Source organism: Sporolactobacillus terrae (assembly GCF_019930545.1).
In the GTDB taxonomy this organism is placed as follows: domain Bacteria; phylum Bacillota; class Bacilli; order Bacillales; family Sporolactobacillaceae; genus Sporolactobacillus; species Sporolactobacillus terrae.
On the sequence record NZ_CP082837.1, the window covers coordinates 699,231 to 720,669 of the forward strand.

The window sequence follows — 21,439 nt, forward strand, 5'->3', positions numbered from 1 at the left end:
GAGCCTGCCGATCATCGGCAGGCTTTTTTTCACAGAATAAAAAAGTATACGGGTTCTGCCCCGTCTTCAACCTCATAGACCCGTGTCTTGACCGAGAATCAAAGCGGAGGTACTCTGGCGCCCGCGGCAGGCGAGTAACCGAAGCGATGATTCAGCACCGAAAAGACACGAACTCATCACATCCTGTGAAAGTACGTCCTGTGCCCAATGCGGAAGTGCAGCGTGAGGCAAGCAGATTCTGCAGGAAAGCAGGAGTTTAGCCTGTGCGTGCAGAATAAATAACATGAAAAGAGGTGATTTTTTGCTCATCGCGTCAACCGTCGATGCGCAGCGTATTTCGCTGGCTGAGAGGGCAGGGTCGCGCGAAGAATTAACGCAGTTGCGCAATCAGTCGTTCCGTTGCCCGATCTGTCATGCTCCCGTATTGCTCAAAGCCGGCGAGAAGCGGCGCTGGCATTTTGCACATCGTCCGCATCATACGTGTCTCGTAGAGAATGAACCTGAGACAGAGGCGCATTTAGCCGGCAAATATGATCTGTTTCATTGGAGCCGTTCCGCCGGAAGAGCGCCCCGTTTGGAATACTATTTACCCGAACTGCACCAGAGGCCGGATGTGTATCTGCCCGGGATCGAACCGACAGCGCTTGAGTATCAGTGCAGCGCGATACCGGAAAAACGATTAGCAGAACGGTCAATTGGTTATCTTCAAAGACATATAACCCCGATTTGGATTATTGGTACGCATCATTACAGCTACAAACGAAACATGATTCGCCTCTCCGGTTTCGTTTCGATGGCGATTCGCCGATCTAGAGCTGCTTCATCACAACATCCGTTTTCTTCACCCTATTTTATCTGGTTTTATAATGCTTCGACAAAATGTTTTCTTCTAGCTTCCTGCCTGACTCCATTGTCAAAAACTTATTTTATTTCCCAGCAAAGTTACTGTATACTGTCTGAATGCAAGCCCTATCAATTGCTTGCCCCTCATCTCGATTTTGCACCCGAACCATTTATACGACTTTGGCTTACCATGAAGAAAAGAAAAAGACTTGCACGTCCTTTGCGTATGACTCGTGAAGAATATCTTTTGCGCAGTCAAGTCTATCAATTTCGTCAGCAGTTTGCTTGGTTCCCGAGTTATGTCGGCTTGCCGCATCATTCATTCATGTATTTTCTAAATCCTCCCTTGCTTTGGCAGATGTGGCTGGTTCTTTTGCTCGGCCGAATCCAACCCGGCGATTGGTTCACGCCCGAAAGGATGCTTGCAGAAGCAAGCCGAAGAGGGGTTGCCGATTTATTTGCGCTTCGCCCGCTTCCACTGTGTCCCATTAAAACAGCAGGGCAGCTGATTGCTGTCTATTTGACACAATTGGTACGTTTGCATGTTGCTGAACAGAGTGGCACATCTTATCGTATGTTTCCATATCCAGTGCAAGAAACAACGTTCACTGAATGTCTTGAACAGGATCGACAAACGCTGGTACAGTTAGAAACGGCACTGCTTCATGATCCGATCAAAGAATAAGCAAATTTTTGCGCAAATGTTCAAAAAGAAGTAGGATATAATTATTGGTAAATACATGAAATATGGAGGTGCCGCAATGGCTGAAGGGAAAACGACTGCACTCCCAAAACGAGAGGATATACCGGTTGAAGAAACCTGGGATTTGGAAGCGATCTATCCAAGCGTTGCTGCTTGGGAGCATGCTTTTGAAAAAGTGAAAGACCTGATCGCAGAAGCCGAACAGTTTAAGGGGAAAATCGGCGAGTCCGCCGATTCCTTATATGCATTATTGAAAAAGCAAGATGAAGTTACCGAATTGTTGTACAAGGTTTATGTGTATGCACATATGAAAAATGATGAAAACACGGCAAATGCAACGTTCCAGGCCCTTCATGATCGGGCGAGCAGTCTTGCTGCAGTTGCTGGCAGCAAGCTGGCATTTATCGTTCCTGAAATTCTGGCAATTGATCCTGAACGGCTGAACCAATTCGTTGAAGGGAACACCTCCTTGCAGCTCTATCGCCATGCACTGGACGAAATCATCAGAACCCGTCCTCATGTGCTTGACAGTGAAAAAGAAGCACTGCTGGCTGCTGCTGAAGAGGTTACCGATGCGTCATCGACTACGTTTGGGATGCTGAATAATGCGGACTTAAAGTTTCCGACGATCAAGGGCGAGGCCGGACAGGATGTTGAAATTACACATGGCCGCTACGGCACACTGATGGAAAGCGAGAACAGACAGGTCCGCAAAGCTACGTTTGAAGGCGTCTATAAAACGTACGGTGCATTTAAAAATACACTCGCTTCCACTTTGAGCGGACAAATCAAACGCGATACGTTCTATGCTAATGCGCGCAAGTATGGATCGGCACGTGAAGCTGCTTTGTTCCGAAATGATATTCCTGAAGCAGTGTATGATAACTTGATTAAAACGATTCATGAACATTTGCCATTGATGTACCGCTATGTAGCACTGCGTAAGAAAGCATTGCAAGTGGATGAGCTGCATATGTATGATCTTTATGCGCCGCTGGTGCCGAATGCAAAAATCAAGGTCACCTATGATGAGGCAAAAGAAGTCGTGCTCAAAGCGCTTGCACCGCTTGGTGAAGACTATTTGGATAGCATTCGAGATGGATTTAAGAAACGCTGGATCGATGTCCGTGAAACGCAAAACAAGCGGAGCGGCGGCTATTCAGGCGGAAGCTACGGCACGATGCCGTACATCTTGCTGAACTGGCAGGATAACATCGACAGTATGTTCACGCTGGCTCATGAACTTGGCCACTCGATGCACAGTTACTATTCACGCACCAGCCAACCTTATCCGTACTCTGATTACTCGATCTTTGTTGCAGAAGTAGCTTCCACCTGCAATGAAGCATTGTTAAATCATTATTTGCTCAATCACACCGATGATAAGAAAAGAAAACTGTATTTGCTCAACAATCAGTTGGAAGGCTTCAAAGGCACGGTCTTCAGGCAGACCATGTTTGCCGAATTCGAACACATCATTCATGAAAAAGTTCGTGCAGGCGAAGCATTGACGGCGGATCTTTTGACTGAAACCTACTACAATTTGAATAAAACTTATTTTGGACCGGATATCGTTGTTGATCCGCAAATTGGTCTGGAATGGGCACGAATCCCGCATTTCTACTACAACTATTATGTTTACCAATATGCAACGGGGTTCAGCGCTGCCTCAGCACTGTCTGCGCAAATTCTTCAGGAAGGGACACCGGCTGTTGAACGCTACAAGAACTACCTCAAATCGGGAAGTTCGGAATCGCCGATTGAAATTCTTAAAAAAGCAGGCGTAAATATGGCTGAACCGAAACCGGTGCAGCAGGCAATGGATGTATTTGCGAATGTTCTTGATGAAACGGAACGCTTGCTTTTCTGAAACCCGAAAAATGGACTAAGAGGGCGTCTCAAAAGTCAGAACTTGACTTTTGAGACGCCCTCTTTTAGCGGCTGCGCTTCTGATTCCACGTGAGCATGCGAACAATCAAAAAAATAAGGGTAAAGAAAAGGATTCCGGACAAGAACAGGGATTCTAAATGCAGCAATCCAAGCAGAAAATAACCAAAGCAAAGGACCGCCATTACAAACAACAGACAGAGCATAACCAATTTCATCGGGTTCAACCTCCGCAGCTTGTTTAAAACAAGCCTATGACAGCTTATGCGAAAACATGCAGCGGGGGCTTAAGGACGAAGGTAACTGCGTACACGCTCATAGATCCAATCCATTGCTACACTTTTTTGATAGACCAATTCAAATAAACGCCCGCGTGCATATACCTCATAGCAGAACCAGTCGTGACGAATCATCTGCATCTGCTGGTCAAAAAGTTCTTGTTTATTTTTTATCAGATCTGCTCTGACCTGTTCCGTCATATCGTCAAGAACTTCTAAATAAAGGTGCTTAAATTTGGTATCCGAAGCTGCAAGTGCTTTGCGGTCATGGACGAAAGCTCTTTTAATCAGCGGCAGAAGCATGTATTCAGCAGCAATACGGGTTTCATCTTTGCTCATTTCCGATGCGGGAAGAGATACATCATGATCGTTCATCTGAAGTGGCCTCCAATTTTACCTGCACGTACACGAAGCTGACTGGCTGGCAGAAGGGATGCTCCTCGAAAGAGTGCTGTTCTGCCATACTTGCAGTGAATACGGTCCACTGCAGCGCTCAGCCTCGCTTTTTCTTCAATCCGTGCAAACAGATCCAATTGAAACGTTTCCGTACTTTTTTGAAGATCACTGAGCGTTACGGCCGCGGCGCGAATGGGCTGGCGGTTCCAACTTTCGTTGAAAAGACGATGAACCGCATGGTAAATGTCCAAACCAAAATTTGTTGCATAAGGCAATGTGATTTGGCGATGAAAGCCATTGTGCTGCTCAAAGGGACCGGACACACCTATAGAGACAACACTTCCCATATACCTTTCTGAGCGGGCACGAGCCGCCACTTCTTCGCTTAATTCAAGAAGAATGACACGAATCGCTTGTTGATCAGTGTAGTCGTAGGGAAGTGTTAGGTGATGTCCGATTGCTTTTTGGTCGATAAATGTATTTGGCGAGACTGGAGATGCGTCCAATCCATGAGCGGTTTGCCAGAGCAGTTCCCCGTTCACGCCCCAGCGTTTGCGCAGCAGGTCGACCGGAAAACGGGCGAGATGGCCGATTTTGCGAATGCCCATCCCGATGAAGTGCTGTTCCATTCGCTGCCCAACCCCAAAAAGTGCACCGATCGGCAGCGCCCATAATTTTTTTTCCATATTCCTTTTATTTAATAGAGAAATGCCCGTTTGATTCTTTTTGCTGAAATGGTCGCATGCCATTTTTGCCAGTGCCTTATTTGGTCCGATTCCAATTCGTACGTAGATCCCGAAACGCCGCTGCATGTCTTGTTGGATTTTTTGAGCAAGGGTCAGCGGATCACCAAAAAGGTTCAGACTTGAAGTCACATCCATAAACTGTTCATCGATCGAGTAAGGTTCAACCAAATGGGTATAGTGTTGGAGAAAGCGGGTCACCGCGGCAGACATGTTAATATAGTGCTGCATGCGCGGCAGACGGACGATGGCCTGTGGGCATTTGTTCAATGCCTGTCCAAGCGGTTCGGCGGTCAGCACACCGAATTGCTTGGCGATGGGGCAGGCAGCAAGCACAATGCCGCTGCGCTGCTTTGGATCGCCCGCAACAATTAAAGGTTTGCTCCTAAATCCCGGAAAGTCCATCTTTTCAACAGAAGCATAGAACGTCTGCATATCGATCAGAAAAATTGTATGATCCATCTGCACCACCTCCATTCATTAACTATGGATTTATTATACACGAACAAGCGTTCCTTTAATACTGGAAATAAAAACATATGTTCTGTATAATGAGATAAGTGGTTTGAAAGACAAGAAAAAACCCTGCTGTCCAAGCGGAAGCAGGGCGATCTGTTTCGATATGCAGCTTTTAGTTCGCACGAGTAAGATAGGACCAGTACTGTCCGGTTTTTAACATAATCGGCTCGATAACTTGTTGCAGCTGCAGTTTGTGCAATTCCTTTAATGCCTCGTCTTCGGATAGGTCATAGATAACGGCAACTTCCTGAGTGGTTAGGAAAAATTGCTGTTTAAAGTAATCTTTGAGCGGAATATTCGAGGCGGGAATCGGCCGCTCGTTTAATAATTCGCTAAGAATCTGTACATAGACTGAGTAAGGATAATGACCGTTCACTTTAATGGCTTCTGAATCATTACATGGTGTTGAACAGACCAGAGTCGGCAATTCGGTAATGGACAGTTCATTGGCTAATTTACGGTCGCACTGAAATGCTTTGATCGGCCGGCAGGAGTGAAAGTCATTTGAGAATTCCTGTACATTTAATCCGGCGAGACGAGCGACCTTGAGAAGCTCGTCAAATTGATTTAAGCCTTGTTTTCTCAAAAAGATTTGTTCACGCACTCGCTTTAGGAACATTTGACCTGCCGCGCGCCCTTGAAATTCGGCAGCCTTAATAGCATAGGCAATCGAATAAAGAGAGGGAGGGTTTTCAAGCCATACGTCGCTGTCGCAGCACATACCGGTCAGACGCGCATATTTGTCCCATTCCTCAGCAATTTTCTTGGCTTGGTGAAATCGGCAGCAATTTGCCGTATCATGATTAGTTGTCAGTAAGATACGAAAGTCAATATACTTATGATATTGAAGAAGAAATTTTTTGAGCAAAGGTTCAAATCCCCAGCACTCCGGACAAAGCGGATCGATAAACATCAGAATCTCGACGCGTTGAAAAGACCGCTTTTTACCCTTTTTTAGTGAACATGACTCGTTGCCCAGTGCTCCCTCACATGTCATTCCTTCATTAAAGTGTGTCATGAAATCCCCACCTCTCGAAGAAATTTTAAATAAACGGGGTCAAAAAAAGACGCTGGATTCAAATAAGCTTTGCCAATAGTCGAAGTGATCTCTCTCATTATAGCGTGATTCATTATTGCTAAATTCAGCCTTCCTTTATGATATTCTCGTCAACTTAATTCATTGACTCAGACAAAACACGTGTGAAAAAAGCACTGTTTAAGCTTTATCTATTGTAACAAGTTCCGATCGTGAAGGGCAACTCAGGGGTTTTCTCATCACTTGTGTTCACTTTGAATCCATGGCTGAATCATTCGTTTAGTGTGACAAATAAAATAATTAGGAAAATGTTTCCCAAGCTTGAATCCAATACTCATGGTGTTATAATGTGAGACCCGGGGAATTAAGGGAGATCAATAATAAGTGAATCATATCAAATGAAGAAGGAAGAACAAGATGCTACCTGGCTTTACATTTGGAGAACTAATAAAAAAATTAGTGATTGCAGTTTGTGCTGCTTTTTTGTGTGCATTGAGCATGAATTTATTTCTTGTTCCAGCCCATGTTTATGCGGCAGGTATCAATGGTGCAGCCCAGCTGATTTCCGATATTTTGCTTGACAGCGCGCATATTCATCTTTCCATTGGGCTGCTGGTCTTGATCTTGAATTTGCCGATTGCCCTTCTAGGATGGTTCAAGGTAGGGAAGAGCTTTACGTTGTTTAGTTTCATTACCGTCGTCTTAACATCGTTTTTCCTGACCGTTTTGCCGCTACACCCACTGTCTTCAGACTTGCTGCTCAATTCTATTTTTGGCGGCATGATTTCCGCGATTGGAGTGGGGGTGGCACTGAAATATGGGATTTCGACCGGTGGGCTGGATATCATCGCGATCTATTTGACGCGGCGCAATCGCAATGCCTCTTCAGGAAAATATTTTCTGATCTTAAACGGTATCATTATTGTGATTGCGGGTGCGGTCTATGAGTGGCAATATGCTCTGTATACATTAATTTCACGCTTTGTAAACAGCTATGTGATCGATATGATTCACACGAAGTATCAAAAGTTGACGGTGATGACGGTTACCAACGAGTGGAAGCGTCTGACTAAGGCGATACAAGACCAATTTGATCGCGGCATAACGGTGATTCCTTCATACGGCGGATTTACCGGATCTAAGAAGACCACTTTGATGATCGTCATCAGCCATTACGAACTCTACAAGATCGAACGCCTGATTAAAGCCATTGATCCCAATGCCTTCACAAATATTTTGGAGACAAACAAGATCATCGGTACCTTTCACACAGAAGAGCAGCAGCGAGCGGTTCAAGCGATGAAACACGGCGAGCACACGCAAAAAGCGTAAAAAACATTAGGATATCAGGATTATGAACATTTCCAGAAACTATTTCATTCATCAGCAGTAAAATAAGCAAGCTGCTGTTATTATGGATTTTTGATACGACAACCAAAAAGCGCTTCTTGGCATTTACTGGCCAAGAAGCGCTTTTTTATTTTCGATAATGCGTAAAGACAAAACGTTTAAAGTGAGCAGCGGCGGGTGACAGCGGGCGATCTTCATACCAGGAAAGCCCAATTTGACGCGAACAGCTGGGCCAGCGAACATGGATCTTGGCCACTTTGCTATGGTCGATATCCTTTAGATCCGGCATCAGAGCGGCACCGAGTCCTGCGGCGACCAGTCCCGCCAGTGTGGTCACTTCTTCACCTTCAAATGTGATGTTCGGTGTGAAGTTTGCTTTGCGACAGAGTTTGTCCGCAATTTTGCGCAGCTCAAAGCCTTCTTTTAAGGCAATCATCGGCTCCGATTGAATTTCATCTAGGGTAATCGATTCCCGGCGCGCGAGCGGATGCGATGCAGAGACCATCAGAAACAATTCTTCATCCCATAATTTTTCCCATTGAATATGCGGGTCTTCATAGGAGTGATGAACAAGACAGAGATCAATTTCTCCTGCCTGAAGCTGCTTCAGCAACGAGACGTTGTTATTTTGATAGAGTTTAATTTTGATGTTTGCATGCTCTTTTTGAAATGTGCGGAGGATATTAGGGATCATATTGACACCCAGCGTGTGAAGAAAACCAAGGGATACCTCGCCGTACTCAGGATCGAGCAGCGATTGTATTTCTTTTTTTGTATCATCGATTTCTTTGAGGATTCGGTTTACATGCTTTAAAAGCACTTTGCCGTACTGATTTAAAATAATGCTTCTTCCCTGTCTTTCGAAAAGAGGGATGCCAAGTTCTTCTTCCAGCCGGGCAATTGACCGGCTTAATGCAGGTTGTGAGATTGACAGATCTTCCGCCGCTTGCGTCATATGTTGCAGCTGAGCGACCTTTTGAAAATATTCAATCTGTTGCCACTCCATGAATGATCACTCCTAGAATATAGGAAAATAGTATCGGAACAGGATAATGTTCCTGCTTGTTTCAGGCCCTAAGTAAACCGTCACAAAATTGACGGTTTTTATATTATAAGGTGTACCCTATATAGTACCATAGTTGCAGCGGAAAATCGCATATATCTTGCCGAGAAAAACAATTTTTGGCATGTCACTCATTAACACGTTCTGTGCATCAATACGATTTACAGAATTTATTAGACAATGAATCGATATTGTCATAGTATGAATGTTACAAACAGAAACAGAAAGGATGTCGTTTTACATGGATTTTATATCGCCTGAAAGTAAAGCCTTTAAAAAGACATTAGTGGCTTTATTTTTGGGAAGCTTTATTATGTTTGCCGATCTTTATTGTACGCAACCGGTTATTGCTGTTATTGCCGCGCAATTTAACGTTCCACCGGCTGCAGCAAGTTTGTCTTTGTCTGCTGCAACCGGTGCACTGGCGATCTTCCTATTATTTGTCTCGTTTACTTCAGGGATGTATGATCGAAAGCAAGTTATGATTCTTGCTCTTGTGTCGTCTGCATTTCTTTCAATTACCGTTGGCTTTATTCAGAACTTGCCGCTTTTAATTGCGGTTCGCTTTGTTCAGGGCGCGCTGCTTGCAGGCTATCCGTCCATTGCGATGGCTTATATAAACGAAGAATTTGACAAGAAGGTACTCGGCTATGTGATTGGCATTTATGTCAGCGGCAACAGTCTGGGCGGATTAGCCGGACGTTTGATTGTCGGCTCACTCAGTGATGCTTTTTCTTGGAATACGGCCATCGCTCTATTAGGCTTACTCAACTTAGTCATGTGCGGGCTGTTCATGATCCTGCTCCCAAAATCAAAACACTTTGATTCAAGACGCGGATCGATGAAACGAACAACGGCAGGATTTCTTGAAAATATTGAGTCACCGGCTCTGGTTTTCTTATACTTAATAGGCTTTATTCTGATGGGCAGTTTCGTAACGATTTACAATTATTTCGGTATTCCGCTTTTGGAGCCGCCCTATAATTTAAGCCAGACATTGATTGGGTTTATTTTTGTTATCTTTCTTGTTGGAACATTCAGCTCCACTTGGATGGGACGATTGTCCGATCATACGAGCCGTTCCGGGGTGATTGGTCTCTGTCTGATCATGATGATCGGTGGGCTGGTGATCACAATGTCGTCGCTCTTGGCTGTTAAAATTTTCGGATTAGCGATGTTTACGTTTGGCTTCTTTGGTGGCCATTCGGTGGCTAGCAGCTGGGTCGGCATCCTGGCGAATCGACGTGAGAAGGCGCAATCTTCTTCATTGTATCTGCTGTTCTATTATGTCGGCTCCAGCGTGGTTGGATCTGTTGGCGGCTTGTTCCTTGAATGGTATGGATGGACGGGCTTGGTTATTGCAATAGCGCTGTTATGTACCATCGGGATGACGCTTTGCTATTTTGTACGGAGAATGGTATTGAATGGAGCATGTCACCGCTATCGCCGGCACCATCACAATCACCATCACAGCATTGCAAGTCAGCATATCTGACTACTCTAGTCTTGAAGACGCAAAACCGGTGCTGCACCGATCAACACGGGCAGGTACCGGTTTTTTTGCGTAAATGGTGGCGTTGCGTCTGAAACTTGGCGCTGCTCATTTTTCTTTATATAATAGTTAAGCTATGGAAAGAAGAGAAGGAATGGAAAAAGGGGTGTTTTTGCAGTGACGGTGTTTGAAGATTATAAGTATGAGCGCCCGGATGTCGCAAAATATGAAGGGGCATTCGGTAAAGCTTTTGATGCGTTTGAGCACGCTGCAAACTTAGATGATGCGATTTGTGCGGCTCAAGCGATCAATCGTATGCGCAAGCATTTGGATACCATGTTCCAGCTTGTTGGAATTCGGCATACCATCGATACGGAGGATCCTTTTTATAAAAAGGAAAATGACTTTGCTGATGAAACCATGCCGATTTTTGAAGGAAAGACGACCGCGTTCTATAGACTGCTGCTTGACTCGCCATTTCGCGCAGAGTTGGAGAAAAAATGGGGAAAACAGCTTTTTGCACTTGCCGAAGCACAGCTTAAAAGTTTTTCCCCTGAAGTAATTCCGCTTATGCAGCAGGAAAATAAGTGGACCTCCAAGTACACCAAGCTGATTGCCGCTGCGAAGATTCCATTTAAGGGCGAGGAACGGACGCTGGCTCAGCTTACGCCTTTCCAACAATCTGCCGATCGGAAAGAAAGAAAAGCGGCACTTGAAGCTTATTTCGGTTATTTTGCCGAACATGAACAAGCGTTTGATGAGATCTATGATCAGTTGGTGAAGATTCGGACGGAGATTGCCCGGAAGCTTGGCTTTTCCAACTATGCTGATCTGAGTTACTACAGAATGGCGCGGATCGGTTATGACCGCGAGATGGTCAAGAATTATCGCGAACAGATTCGCAAATACGTTGTGCCGGCGGCAAGTAAGCTTTATGAGCGGCAGCGCAAACGGATTGGTACGGATCAATTATACTATTACGATGTTCCGTATCAATTCACCACAGGAAATGCTGCTCCAAAGGGAAATTCAGAGTGGATCATTGAAAATGGAAAGAGGATGTACGCGGAACTTTCGCCGGAGACAGGAACGTTTTACCAATTCATGCTAGATCATCATCTGATGGATCTGCTGGCAACTCAAGGAAAAGCGGGCGGCGGCTATTGCGAATATATTTTTGACTATAACTCACCATTTATTTTTTCAAACTTTAACGGTACAGCCGGGGATATTGACGTGCTGACTCATGAAGCCGGGCATGCATTTCAGGTCTATACGACACGCACAGAGATTCCGGAGTATCGCTGGCCGACATTTGAAGGGGCCGAAATTCATTCGATGAGTATGGAATTCTTTACCTGGCCGTGGATGGATCTGTTCTTCAAAGAGGATGCAAATAAAAGGAGATTCTCACATTTAAGCGATGCACTTCTGTTCCTTCCTTATGGGGTGAGTGTTGATGAATTCCAGCATGTTGTTTACGAGCATCCGGAAATGACCCCGGCTGAGCGGAAACAAGCTTGGAAGGCGATTGAGAAAAAATATTTGCCGGATCGTGACTATGACGGGATTGAATTCTTGGAAAAGGGCGGTTTCTGGCAGCGCCAAGGTCATATTTATGAATCGCCATTCTATTACATTGACTACACTTTGGCCCAAGTCTGTGCGTTTGAATTTTGGAAGAAATCACAGGAAGATTATGATGCGGCATGGAAGGACTATTTAAACCTGTGCAAGCAGGGCGGAAGCAAGTCTTTCTTGGAGCTCGTGAAGACGGCCGGATTGGAGTCGCCGTTCAAAGCGGGCTGCGTTGCGTCGGTTATCGCGTCTGTGACGGATTGGCTCGATCAAGTCGACGACAGCAGCTATTAAAAGAATATCTTTAAAGAAAATCCCCTCAAATCCATTGGATTCGAGGGTGTTTTCTAGCAATAAGACAATCAGAAAAGTCCTTGAAGACCCCACATGATAATTGCAACAATAGGAATCAATGCCCAAATGGTATTCGAAGCAAAGCGCGGTCTTTGCTTCGCTTCATTTAATTCATGAAGTTCCTTTTCAACGGCAGACAGCTTGGCTTCAATTGCTTTCAGTCTTTCATCATCCATGATTGGATACCGCCCTTCATACATAGGTTTGTTGAACCTTGCTCAGTACTTTGCTGACATAAGCCTGAGTTTCAGGAAATGGAGGGATACCGCCATACTTTTGTACCGCGCCTGAACCGGCATTATAGGCAGCGAGCGCTAAGCGGTTATCTCCGTTGTAGCGCTTAATTAATTGACTCAGATAACGAGTGCCGGCTTCGATGTTTTGTGCAGGGTCATAAGGGTTTGTGACCCCTAAATCAGCTGCTGTACTAGGCATCAGCTGCATCAGGCCCATTGCCCCAGATGAACTGGTTGCACTTGGATTTCCACCGGATTCCGTATCAATGACTGAGCGGATCAGCGGTGCGGGCACGGAATATTTTGTGCTCATTTCTTGGATGATCATGTCATAACCTGAATCTGATTTTTTTGAGGAATCCGTGATGTTCAGCGCCGGTAGGGTGTCGGCTAATTGTTGCCACAGCATCTGATCCGAATTTGTACTTGAAATGGACGAAGCAGATGAAGCGCGTTCGGAGGGGATGGACCGCCCCGAACCGCTGGTTGAATAGGAATCGTTCATCATCATTGCGAGCAGCGAACCGAATAACTGCGTAGCATCATGATCCGTACTGGAAAAAGGTGATTGCTGATCGGATGATTGATTTTGAATTCCGGAACAGAGTGATAAGGACAACAGTTGTGCCATTATACTTGGATTGACGGTCATTATTCTCTCAGCTCCTTCTGGCTTTAATGGCTTGATTCAGACGCATCATTTTGCTTTGCGAGGGCCTGCGCGGAATCGCAAAGGTGTGCAGCAAAGTATTAAAAACAGCTGGTCCGGATTGTGCATCCGCAGCTTCAAATTCTAATTCATAATCACTGTGGTCAAAGTAGACGCTGTGATCGAGAAAAAGTTCTCCGGAATGATAGGGGAACTGGCAGCGTTTTGTCGTCAGTTCGCCGATAAGAACAAGCTGATCGACATCGACGCCAATTTTAGTCATGGCCTGTTCAATTTCTCCTGACGGGACAATCCCTAACTGAATCATTGAACGGCTTTCTTCGTCGCTCAGCTGCTGGTGTGTCTCAAGAATCACTCCGCTATGAGGTTGCTTTAGGGTAAAGTCATGTGTGCCGCTGCTTTCACGGATACGCAGCACCGTTTTCTTATTTTTCAAGGCGGAAGTCGGTGTATCAAAATAGTAATTTATTTGTTTAAAGAAGGATGGTTCGTCTTTTTTAAATGCTGTGCAGAGTTTGGCAAATTCCTCAGCCGTTAGCATATTTTTATATTCAATTTCTAATTCGTGACTCATCGCGTTATTTCCCGCCTTCAAATCGATCACATAAATTCGTAACTTCTTCTAAATTATGACATAATGGGGGGGAAGAAACAACTGAGAGCTGCTCATTTTCGGGCGGAGAGCGCAACATTTGAACGTACGTTGTTCTTGTTTTGGACGAGATGGAGTGATCGAAATGGAGTGGGATATTTTTCTGGCGCCTTACAAACAGGCAGTTGATGAACTCAAAGTGAAACTACGCGGTTACCGTGAATTATATGAAGTAACCTCAGAAAATACGCCGATCGAATTTGTCACCGGTCGTGTGAAACCAATACCAAGTATCATTGAAAAAGCCCGGCGTAAGGGGATTCCCTTGACGCAACTCAACACGCAGATGCAGGATTTAGCGGGCATTCGTGTGATGTGTCAATTTGTAGACGACATTCGCCGTGTGGTTGAACTGATCCGAAGCCGCACCGATCTTATCGTTGTGGAAGAACGTGATTATATTAGCGAAAAGAAAAAGAGTGGCTACCGCTCCTACCATGTAGTCGTTCAGTATCCGGTTCAGACGGTAAGCGGAGAGAAGAAAATTCTTGTTGAAATTCAGGTACGCACGCTGGCGATGAATTTCTGGGCAACAATTGAGCACTCATTGAATTATAAATATAATGGCAAGATTCCGACGGATGTGAAAAAAAGATTGCTGCGAGCGGCTGAAGCTGCTTTTCGACTTGATGAAGAAATGTCGCAGATTCGCGATGAAATTCAGGTGGCTCAGTTGCGCTTTAATCAGAAAAATAGCGAACAGGAGTCGTGAATCATGGATGAAGAGGCTTCCGAACTAAGCAATAGGAAGGAGTTCATAGAAAATGAGTGATTCAGCGCTTCATATAAGAAATATTCCCGCAGGAAGTTTAAAAAAGTTTGCGATTGAATACAAAGACGATCCATTATCATCTGAATTACATAGGCAAATACTGGATCAACTAAAAGCAAAGCAAATGATTTATGATGAGAATGAACCGGATTTAGTGATTTCAATCGGCGGCGATGGGACACTTCTGCATGCGTTTCACACCTACACGCATCGTTTGAACACGACTGCTTTTGTAGGCGTACATACCGGGCATTTAGGTTTCTATGCAGACTGGACATCGGGAGAAGTGGACGAATTGGTTGAAGCGATCATTGGAAAGCGCTTTGACTTGGTGGAATATCCGCTGCTGCATATTGGTGTGCATTATAGCAGCAACGTGAAACCGGACGATTTGCTGGCGCTCAATGAATGCACGGTACGCAGCGCTTCCGGCTTGCTCGTTGCGGACGTTTTGATCAAAGGCGAGAAGTTTGAAAGCTTCCGGGGAGACGGGTTGTGTTTTTCAACACCGACCGGATCAACCGCATATAACAAAGGATTGTCCGGAGCGCTGGTTCATCCTTCTTTGCCTTCAATTCAGCTGACCGAAATCGCATCCATTAATAATCGTGTTTTTCGTACGGTGGGTTCACCGCTAATCTTGCCGCAGCACCATCACTGTCAGGTTATGCCGGTTGCTGATCGAGCGTTTACCCTTTCCGTCGATCATTTGTCTCGTGTGCATGAGGATGTGAAAAAAATTGAATTCGGTGTAGCGGAAGAAAAGATTCGCTTTGCGCGTTTCCGTCCGTTCCCGTTCTGGCGGCGCGTTCGCGACTCGTTTATTGGTTAAACTATATAGAATAAGGACGTGAATGAGGAACCTTGTTCCGGTTGTCATGGAAAAGTGTTTTATGATTGAGAAGATCATGAGTGCTTCAGAACACGGCATGATCATGCGTGACTATTTAAAAAAAGAAATCCGTATTTCAAGGCGCGCCCTATCGGCGATTAAATACAAAGGCGGTAAACTGCTTGTGGATGGACAAGAACGTTCCGTGCGTCATGTCCTTCAGGAAGGCGAAAAATTGCAAATTATTTTTCCTCCAGAGACGCCTAGCGCGTTTCTAGCAGAAAATGAGTTACCGCTTGATCTTGTTTATGAAGACGATGTTGTGCTGATTGTCAATAAACCGGCGGGTATCCCGGTGATACCCTCACAACTGTATCCGTCGGGAACTTTAGCAAATGGGTTGCTTTATTATTTTCATGCGCAGCATTTGGCGTCAACGGTTCATATCATCAATCGGCTGGACCGCAATACGTCAGGCTTGATGCTGGTTGCGAAAAATCGTTTCAGTCATGAACGGTTTTTTAAAATGCAGAAAAAAAGAGACATTCATCGCAGATATCTTGCCTGCGTGCAAGGGACGATCGATCAAGATCAGGGCGTGATTGACGCGCCAATCGGTCGGAAAGAAGGGAGCGCGATTGAGCGATGTGTTGATTGGCGCGAAGGGCGACGAGCGATCACACATTACAAAGTGTTGCAGCGATCTGCGGATTGGACACTAGTTGCTGTCCGTCTGCAGACTGGCCGGACCCATCAGATTCGCGTGCATTTTGCTTCAATTGGCCATCCGTTGCTGGGCGACGACTTGTATGGTGGGCCGTTGACGCTGATCAACCGCCAGGCGCTGCACAGTTTTGAAGTATCGTTTATGCATCCATTTACAGGTGAGCGGATGCATGTGCACCAGCAATGCCCGGAGGATATGCTGCGTCTGATGCATGAGCCGGTCAATCTGGAAAAGATCTAAACCGCTCAGGAATGCGCGGCATCGCTGAGTCTACGGAGACTAGCTCCATTTCCGGATAGCGCAGGGCACTTAATTGGCCGCCAAAGACGCATCCGCTGTCTAGATTAACCGTCTTATTTTTCCAGCGTGGACGGACGACGGGCGTATGGCCATAAGCAATCAGCGCTTTACCGTGGTAATTGACCGCCCAGTCGCGACGTTCAGGAAGCCCATCAGCATCCGTTTTTCCGGTTACGTCGCCATAGAGCGCAAAACTTTTGATTTTCTTGTTTATCGGTTTAAAGAGATCCTGCTGCCTGATGCCGGCATGGCAGACCACCAAGCGCTGCTGATCAAGATACAAGATCAGCGGCGCTTTCTGGTACAATTTCTGAAATTGTTCTGCTATTCTTTTGTACGATTGTGTGTCCAACTGTTCCAACTCATGAACCGTTGTTTCAAGCCCATGGGCAATTTGAACGCGGCGGCCAATGAAGTAGCGATAAAGTTTATCGCAATGATTGCCGGGCACATACAAAGCAAGCTCATGATTAACCAATTCAATGACGGTCCGGATCATTTGCAGAGAATCCGGACCGCGGTCGGCAATATCACCGACAAAAACCAGCTTTCGCTGATCGGGATGAATGGGCAGATGCTGCGTCCACTGATAGCCGAGCTTCTCTGTGAGACGAACAAACTCCCGATAACAGCCATGAACATCACCAATGACGTCGTACATATCCCTCATCCTCCGTATCGAGCCTTCTCACCTATTTTCTCCAATTGCGCCCGCTTCATAAGTTTGATTTCTGTATCAGAAAAAGCGGAAGTTCCCTTCAGCAAGTTCAAAGCCATGTACTTGCTTTCTTTATAAAAAACAGCCGCGCGCGGCTGTTTAGGAGAACATAAATTTTTGCGTTTGAAGGCGGATGCTTTGCACTAAACCGATACAGATCATACTGGAGAGCAGTGAACTTCCCCCATAGCTGAGAAAAGGAAGTGTGATCCCGGTGACCGGCATCACTTGAATCGTCATTCCAATGTTTTCAAAAACTTGAAACATGATCATGCCAATGATGCCTGTACAGATATAGCTGCCAAATGGATCATGGGTTTCAGCTCCGGCTTTGATCACACGCGAAATTAATAGAAAGAACAGCAAGATAACGGTGACTGCACCGACAAACCCAAAGCCGCCGCCAATGACAGCGAAAATAAAGTCATTGTACGATTCCGGAAGCGATATCGCCGAATTAAATTGATGATTGAAAAATTCTCCTGATCCAATTGATCGGATCGACTGAAGGAGCTGATAGCCTTGTTCAGAGGAATAACGCTCTGGATCCTGCCATGCCAAAAAACGGTCTTTTTGGTGCGATTTAAGAAAAATATTAATGATCTGTGGAAAATGAAACCAGCTGATCGCGAAAAAAGCAAGACCTGCCGTCAATGTTATCAGAATTGAAACAATTAATTTCCAATTAATGCCACTGACGATTGTCATTGAAAGAATAATGCTGAACATGACTAAAGCTGTTCCAAGATCAGGCTGAATAAACACGAGAAAAAAAGGCGGTAATGAAACCAGCGCAATTTTACCGAGCAGCAGCAGGTCTTCTCGTAAACCACGGATGGAATAAACTTCATTATGCTTGTCAATGGTTGTCGCAATCGAGACAATCATAAATAGTTTCATGAACTCAGAGGGCTGAAGCTGTCCGATCCCAGGCAGCGCATACCAGCTCGTTGCTCCATGCGATTTATCGACCATAGGAACGGGCAATCCGAGTTGCGCAAAGGTGAGGCCGATGAGCAGAAACATGCCGATTCCATAAAAGATCCAGTGCATGCGTTTCAAACGTTCATAGTCAAAGAACATAATTGCTACAGCAATCATAGTACTGAAAACATACCAGATCACCTGACGATACGCCAATCCGACAGCGGGAGCACCTGATTTCAACGGCGCCATGGAGATGGAAATATAGCTGATGCAAGCAAGCAAGAATACAATAAAAAACAGTGTGTAGTCTATTTTAGCTAGAGAATCTCGATTTAACATGAACTTAATCCTTCTTCTTTATAATAGATCTCAAATATGTACTTAGCCATTGGTTGGTAATCCTTAATCATGATAGCGTAAAGCGGGTAAAAAAGAAACAAAATGGTGAATTGAAGTCATTAAGGGTTCATGATTGCTAATTAAAAACATTCGTCGTTGTTCGCGATTTTGTATCCGATAACGAAGAAAATTCCGCGGATTTTTTTATGATCGCAAATCAGCCGTTGCGCCGCTTGCCTTAACACGATGATCGACTGTGAAAGGGACGCGCGCGCCGCTTTCATGATATAATAACGTTTGGACTGAAGTGATACAGGGAGGTTTTGCAATGGAATTAACACTTAAAGGGCGTACCTATGTTGTGATGGGCGTTGCGAATAAACGAAGCATAGCATGGGGCATTGCGCAAGCGCTGGATCGTGCCGGAGCGCGTCTGATTTTTACGTACAATAATGAACGGTTCCGCGAACCCGTCGAAAAGCTGGCGGCAACACTTGATGGCAAGGACAGCCTTTTTTATCCATGCGATGTAACCATTGATGAAGAGATTCAAGCAACTTTTGCAAAGATTAAAGAGGATGTTGGCGTAATTCACGGTTTAGCGCACTGCATTGCCTTTGCCAAGAAGGAAGAACTTGACGGCGATTACATGAATACGACGCGTGACGGCTTCCTGCTCGCGCAAAATGTCAGTGCCTATTCGCTGACTGCCGTACTTAAAGAAGCAAAAGGGCTGATGACTGAAGGCGGCAGTGTCGTGACAATGACTTATCTCGGTGGGGAACGTGTCGTTAGAAATTATAACGTCATGGGCGTTGCCAAGGCGAGCCTGGATGCGAGCGTAAAATATTTGGCGAACGATCTTGGTAAGGACAACATTCGTGTGAACGGTATTTCTGCCGGACCGATCCGTACGCTTTCTGCAAAGGGTATCTCAGATTTCAATGGTGTACTTAAAGTGATTGAAGAAAAAGCACCGCTTCGCCGCTCAATTAGCCCTGAAGATGTTGGTAATACGGCATTGTTCCTATTCAGTGATTTGTCTAAGAATATTACAGGCGAAACGCTTCATGTTGATGCCGGATTCAACATTATCAGCATCTGACTTTTCAAGAGAAAAAAGAACTGTCTTCCTTCGAAAGAAGGACAGGCAGTTTTTTCACAGGTAAAGAAAGTTTAGCATTTTGCCCTGTCTTCAAACCAATAGACCCGTGTCTTGGCAAGAATCAAAGCGGAGGTACTCTGGCGCCTGCGGGAACAGCGAGCCAAGGAAGACTCCGCAGCCTGCGGAAGTAAGGACGGGGCGCTTTTTGCCCGGTTTTTCTCATCTCAGAAAAGATGTCAAGAAACATGCAAGTGCTGCATAAACTGAATGCTATCCGTAAAGTTTCGATCAGTAAAAAGCTAGTTGCTCATCTTTTGGATGAATAGCCCGTCATCATCGCGCCACTCGGCGAACATTACTTGATTTGCCTCTGAAACCGCGTAGTTTTTCAGTTCATGCATGAGCCAAGACTTTGTTTTGCCAAGCGTGTCTAAATTTTTTTCAATGATGACCCCATCGCTGATGAGCGTTACGGGAAGGCAAACGTTCTTTGCTTTCAGTGAAAAATCGCTTCGGACGGTTGGCTCGTTATCGGATTTACGAATAACGGATACCTTGCCGTTCGGCTCAAGAACCGCATACTCAATTTCACGAAGAGAAAAAATGCTGCGGTCGCGCAGCAGCATTTGCAAATGGTTCATATCGACACGATTTTTCTTCATCACTTGGCGATCAATACGGCCTTTTTTTATGATGAGAGATGGCTGACTTTCGAAGAAACGGCGTGTCTTATTGAACTTTAATGTGATCAGGTCAATGCTATAAATAACGATCCCCCAAAACAGTATGGCATAGATCACCTTGAAGACATGTGTATTCGGATCATAGATCGCATCGCTCACAAAATCACCGACGACAATCATGGAGATGAAGTCAAAGGGGGTTGATTCGGACATCGAGGCTCGGCCCATCATCTTAGTGAGCAGAAGCAGCGCGAATAGGCCGACAGTGAGTTCCACAGAGATTGAGATAAGTTCATGCATGATACGGCCACCTTTTCTAAATCATCATAAATCTAGTTTGAGAGCAAATCATCTAATTTATGCGCCTATAAGAATGTGTTCATTGGAATTTCTTGATTCGATACGAGCCATTGGACTAGAATAGCGGTACAGGTCTTTGCGTGCATCACAAAGTCAGCTGTCGATACACAGGGCAAAGAATTTGTGCTTTGCGCAACCATAGTCGTCATTTTTTAAATGAGGTTTGCATAAAATGAGGGGAGGAGAACTGCACGCTGCAACTTATTGATTGCTCGATGCAGGTTCAAATTCCTGTGACGAGCTGCTCGGAAGGAGAAAATAGATGGAAGATCAATCATTTTCAAAAAGCATGACGTATGCTCCGGGACTTCCGGAGGGTGCAACTTTTTACTCAGCGCATAAAAAAAGAGTCACCTCTGAGGCGGTCGAACGTGCAGCCGAAAAAGCTTTAGCTGAACGAGGCGTGCAAATCGACGATATCGCCGAGATTGTATTTGATCTGCAGAAACCGTTTATGTCCGGATTAACAAAGGCACTCTGCGTGGAGAATGTTAAGGCAGTGCTTGCAAAGCGCGAACTGCAGCATGCGATCTTGGTCGGCATCGAACTTGATCGTTTTGCTGAGAAGAAAATGTTATCCGAACCGCTGCAATCGCTGGTTGATCAAGATGAAGGATTGTTCGGAGTCGATGAAACGATTGCTTTGGGAGCTGTTTCAAGTTTTGGAAGTATCGCGGCGACTACCTTTGGCTATTTGGATAAAGTCAAGCCGAAGATTATCGGAAAAGTGGATTTGGCTAAAGGTGGGCGGGTCAACACATTTCTCGATGATTTAATTGCGAGTATTGCTGCGGACGCATCAAGCCGTCTCGCACATCGCGTTAGGGATGATGAAGAGAAAAGAGCTGCTCAATCTCATAGAAAATAAGCGGATCC

The 21,439-nt window shown here is 45.3% G+C and carries 21 protein-coding genes; 10 read left to right on the forward strand and 11 right to left on the reverse strand.

All coding sequences use genetic code 11. From position 1 onward, the window contains the following. The first annotated feature begins 301 nt into the window (after positions 1 to 301). Both K7399_RS03140 and pepF read left to right on the forward strand, forming a co-directional pair. Positions 302 to 1,528, forward strand: coding sequence for a competence protein CoiA (locus tag K7399_RS03140; protein WP_164875483.1), 1,227 nt, complete (start codon positions 302 to 304; stop codon positions 1,526 to 1,528). 76 nt (positions 1,529 to 1,604) lie between these two features. Then, on the forward strand, positions 1,605 to 3,416 hold the full coding sequence (gene pepF / locus K7399_RS03145) for an oligoendopeptidase F (RefSeq protein WP_128166541.1): 1,812 nt from the start codon (positions 1,605 to 1,607) through the stop codon (positions 3,414 to 3,416). A gap of 64 nt (positions 3,417 to 3,480) precedes the next feature. Here pepF and K7399_RS03150 read toward each other — a convergent pair whose 3' ends face one another. From K7399_RS03150 to K7399_RS03165, 4 genes are all read right to left on the reverse strand, one after another. Further along, a complete protein-coding gene (locus tag K7399_RS03150) occupies positions 3,481 to 3,651 on the reverse strand; it encodes a hypothetical protein (protein WP_160168690.1) in 171 nt (56 codons plus the stop codon). Positions 3,652 to 3,720: 69 nt separating this feature from the next. Further along, the gene (locus K7399_RS03155; RefSeq protein ID WP_028976102.1) at positions 3,721 to 4,086 is read right to left on the reverse strand and encodes a YhjD family protein; all 366 of its coding nucleotides are present in this window, start codon (positions 4,084 to 4,086) and stop codon (positions 3,721 to 3,723) included. After that, on the reverse strand, positions 4,083 to 5,312 hold the full coding sequence (locus tag K7399_RS03160; protein WP_028976101.1) for a DNA polymerase IV: 1,230 nt from the start codon (positions 5,310 to 5,312) through the stop codon (positions 4,083 to 4,085). The genes K7399_RS03155 and K7399_RS03160 overlap by 4 nt, the downstream gene beginning before the upstream one ends. A 169-nt stretch (positions 5,313 to 5,481) precedes the next feature. Then, the gene (locus tag K7399_RS03165) at positions 5,482 to 6,387 is read right to left on the reverse strand and encodes a DsbA family protein (RefSeq protein WP_128166544.1); all 906 of its coding nucleotides are present in this window, start codon (positions 6,385 to 6,387) and stop codon (positions 5,482 to 5,484) included. Positions 6,388 to 6,822: 435 nt separating this feature from the next. Between K7399_RS03165 and K7399_RS03170 the strand changes: the two genes are divergently transcribed. Then, a complete protein-coding gene (locus K7399_RS03170; RefSeq protein WP_223362473.1) occupies positions 6,823 to 7,737 on the forward strand; it encodes a YitT family protein in 915 nt (304 codons plus the stop codon). 145 nt (positions 7,738 to 7,882) lie between these two features. Here K7399_RS03170 and K7399_RS03175 read toward each other — a convergent pair whose 3' ends face one another. Then, entirely contained in the window at positions 7,883 to 8,761 is an 879-nt protein-coding gene (locus K7399_RS03175) for a LysR family transcriptional regulator (RefSeq protein WP_028976098.1), read from the reverse strand. A gap of 298 nt (positions 8,762 to 9,059) precedes the next feature. On the opposite strand from K7399_RS03175, the gene K7399_RS03180 reads away from it, so the two are divergent. Both K7399_RS03180 and K7399_RS03185 read left to right on the forward strand, forming a co-directional pair. Further along, on the forward strand, positions 9,060 to 10,313 hold the full coding sequence (locus K7399_RS03180; protein WP_028976097.1) for an MFS transporter: 1,254 nt from the start codon (positions 9,060 to 9,062) through the stop codon (positions 10,311 to 10,313). 174 nt (positions 10,314 to 10,487) lie between these two features. Beyond that, complete coding sequence (locus K7399_RS03185; protein ID WP_128166546.1) at positions 10,488 to 12,182, forward strand: M3 family oligoendopeptidase; 1,695 nt, start codon at positions 10,488 to 10,490, stop codon at positions 12,180 to 12,182. A gap of 68 nt (positions 12,183 to 12,250) precedes the next feature. Here the strand turns inward: K7399_RS03185 and K7399_RS03190 are convergent, their stop codons facing one another. The 3 genes from K7399_RS03190 to K7399_RS03200 are packed head-to-tail and all read right to left on the reverse strand — an operon-like array spanning position 12,251 to position 13,722. After that, the gene (locus K7399_RS03190; RefSeq protein WP_156031521.1) at positions 12,251 to 12,418 is read right to left on the reverse strand and encodes a hypothetical protein; all 168 of its coding nucleotides are present in this window, start codon (positions 12,416 to 12,418) and stop codon (positions 12,251 to 12,253) included. Positions 12,419 to 12,434: 16 nt separating this feature from the next. After that, positions 12,435 to 13,130, reverse strand: coding sequence for a lytic transglycosylase domain-containing protein (locus K7399_RS16200; RefSeq protein ID WP_037582028.1), 696 nt, complete (start codon positions 13,128 to 13,130; stop codon positions 12,435 to 12,437). A 7-nt stretch (positions 13,131 to 13,137) separates the two neighbouring features. Next, entirely contained in the window at positions 13,138 to 13,722 is a 585-nt protein-coding gene (locus K7399_RS03200; RefSeq protein ID WP_128166548.1) for a CYTH domain-containing protein, read from the reverse strand. A 163-nt stretch (positions 13,723 to 13,885) separates the two neighbouring features. On the opposite strand from K7399_RS03200, the gene yjbM reads away from it, so the two are divergent. From yjbM to K7399_RS03215, 3 genes are read left to right on the forward strand one after another with little or no spacing between them, the layout of a single operon-like run. Then, positions 13,886 to 14,512, forward strand: coding sequence for a GTP diphosphokinase (yjbM, locus tag K7399_RS03205; RefSeq protein ID WP_028976092.1), 627 nt, complete (start codon positions 13,886 to 13,888; stop codon positions 14,510 to 14,512). Between the two features lie 52 nt (positions 14,513 to 14,564). After that, complete coding sequence (locus tag K7399_RS03210; protein WP_051575302.1) at positions 14,565 to 15,404, forward strand: NAD kinase; 840 nt, start codon at positions 14,565 to 14,567, stop codon at positions 15,402 to 15,404. Positions 15,405 to 15,426: 22 nt separating this feature from the next. Further along, on the forward strand, positions 15,427 to 16,371 hold the full coding sequence (locus K7399_RS03215; RefSeq protein WP_081791716.1) for an RluA family pseudouridine synthase: 945 nt from the start codon (positions 15,427 to 15,429) through the stop codon (positions 16,369 to 16,371). Here the strand turns inward: K7399_RS03215 and prpE are convergent. Continuing rightward, positions 16,352 to 17,092, reverse strand: coding sequence for a bis(5'-nucleosyl)-tetraphosphatase PrpE (prpE, locus tag K7399_RS03220; protein ID WP_028976089.1), 741 nt, complete (start codon positions 17,090 to 17,092; stop codon positions 16,352 to 16,354). The two genes, K7399_RS03215 and prpE, sit on opposite strands and share 20 nt — an antisense overlap. A gap of 156 nt (positions 17,093 to 17,248) precedes the next feature. Continuing rightward, positions 17,249 to 18,415 (reverse strand): FtsW/RodA/SpoVE family cell cycle protein, encoded by a 1,167-nt coding sequence (locus K7399_RS03225; RefSeq protein WP_028976088.1) that lies wholly within the window; start codon positions 18,413 to 18,415, stop codon positions 17,249 to 17,251. Positions 18,416 to 18,743: 328 nt separating this feature from the next. On the opposite strand from K7399_RS03225, the gene fabI reads away from it, so the two are divergent. Beyond that, on the forward strand, positions 18,744 to 19,520 hold the full coding sequence (gene fabI / locus K7399_RS03230; RefSeq protein WP_028976086.1) for an enoyl-ACP reductase FabI: 777 nt from the start codon (positions 18,744 to 18,746) through the stop codon (positions 19,518 to 19,520). A gap of 299 nt (positions 19,521 to 19,819) precedes the next feature. Here the strand turns inward: fabI and K7399_RS03235 are convergent, their stop codons facing one another. Next, the gene (locus K7399_RS03235; protein ID WP_223362474.1) at positions 19,820 to 20,503 is read right to left on the reverse strand and encodes a DUF421 domain-containing protein; all 684 of its coding nucleotides are present in this window, start codon (positions 20,501 to 20,503) and stop codon (positions 19,820 to 19,822) included. A gap of 322 nt (positions 20,504 to 20,825) precedes the next feature. Between K7399_RS03235 and K7399_RS03240 the strand changes: the two genes are divergently transcribed. Continuing rightward, positions 20,826 to 21,431, forward strand: coding sequence for a phosphatidylglycerophosphatase A family protein (locus K7399_RS03240; RefSeq protein ID WP_028976084.1), 606 nt, complete (start codon positions 20,826 to 20,828; stop codon positions 21,429 to 21,431). Positions 21,432 to 21,439 lie beyond the last annotated feature (8 nt).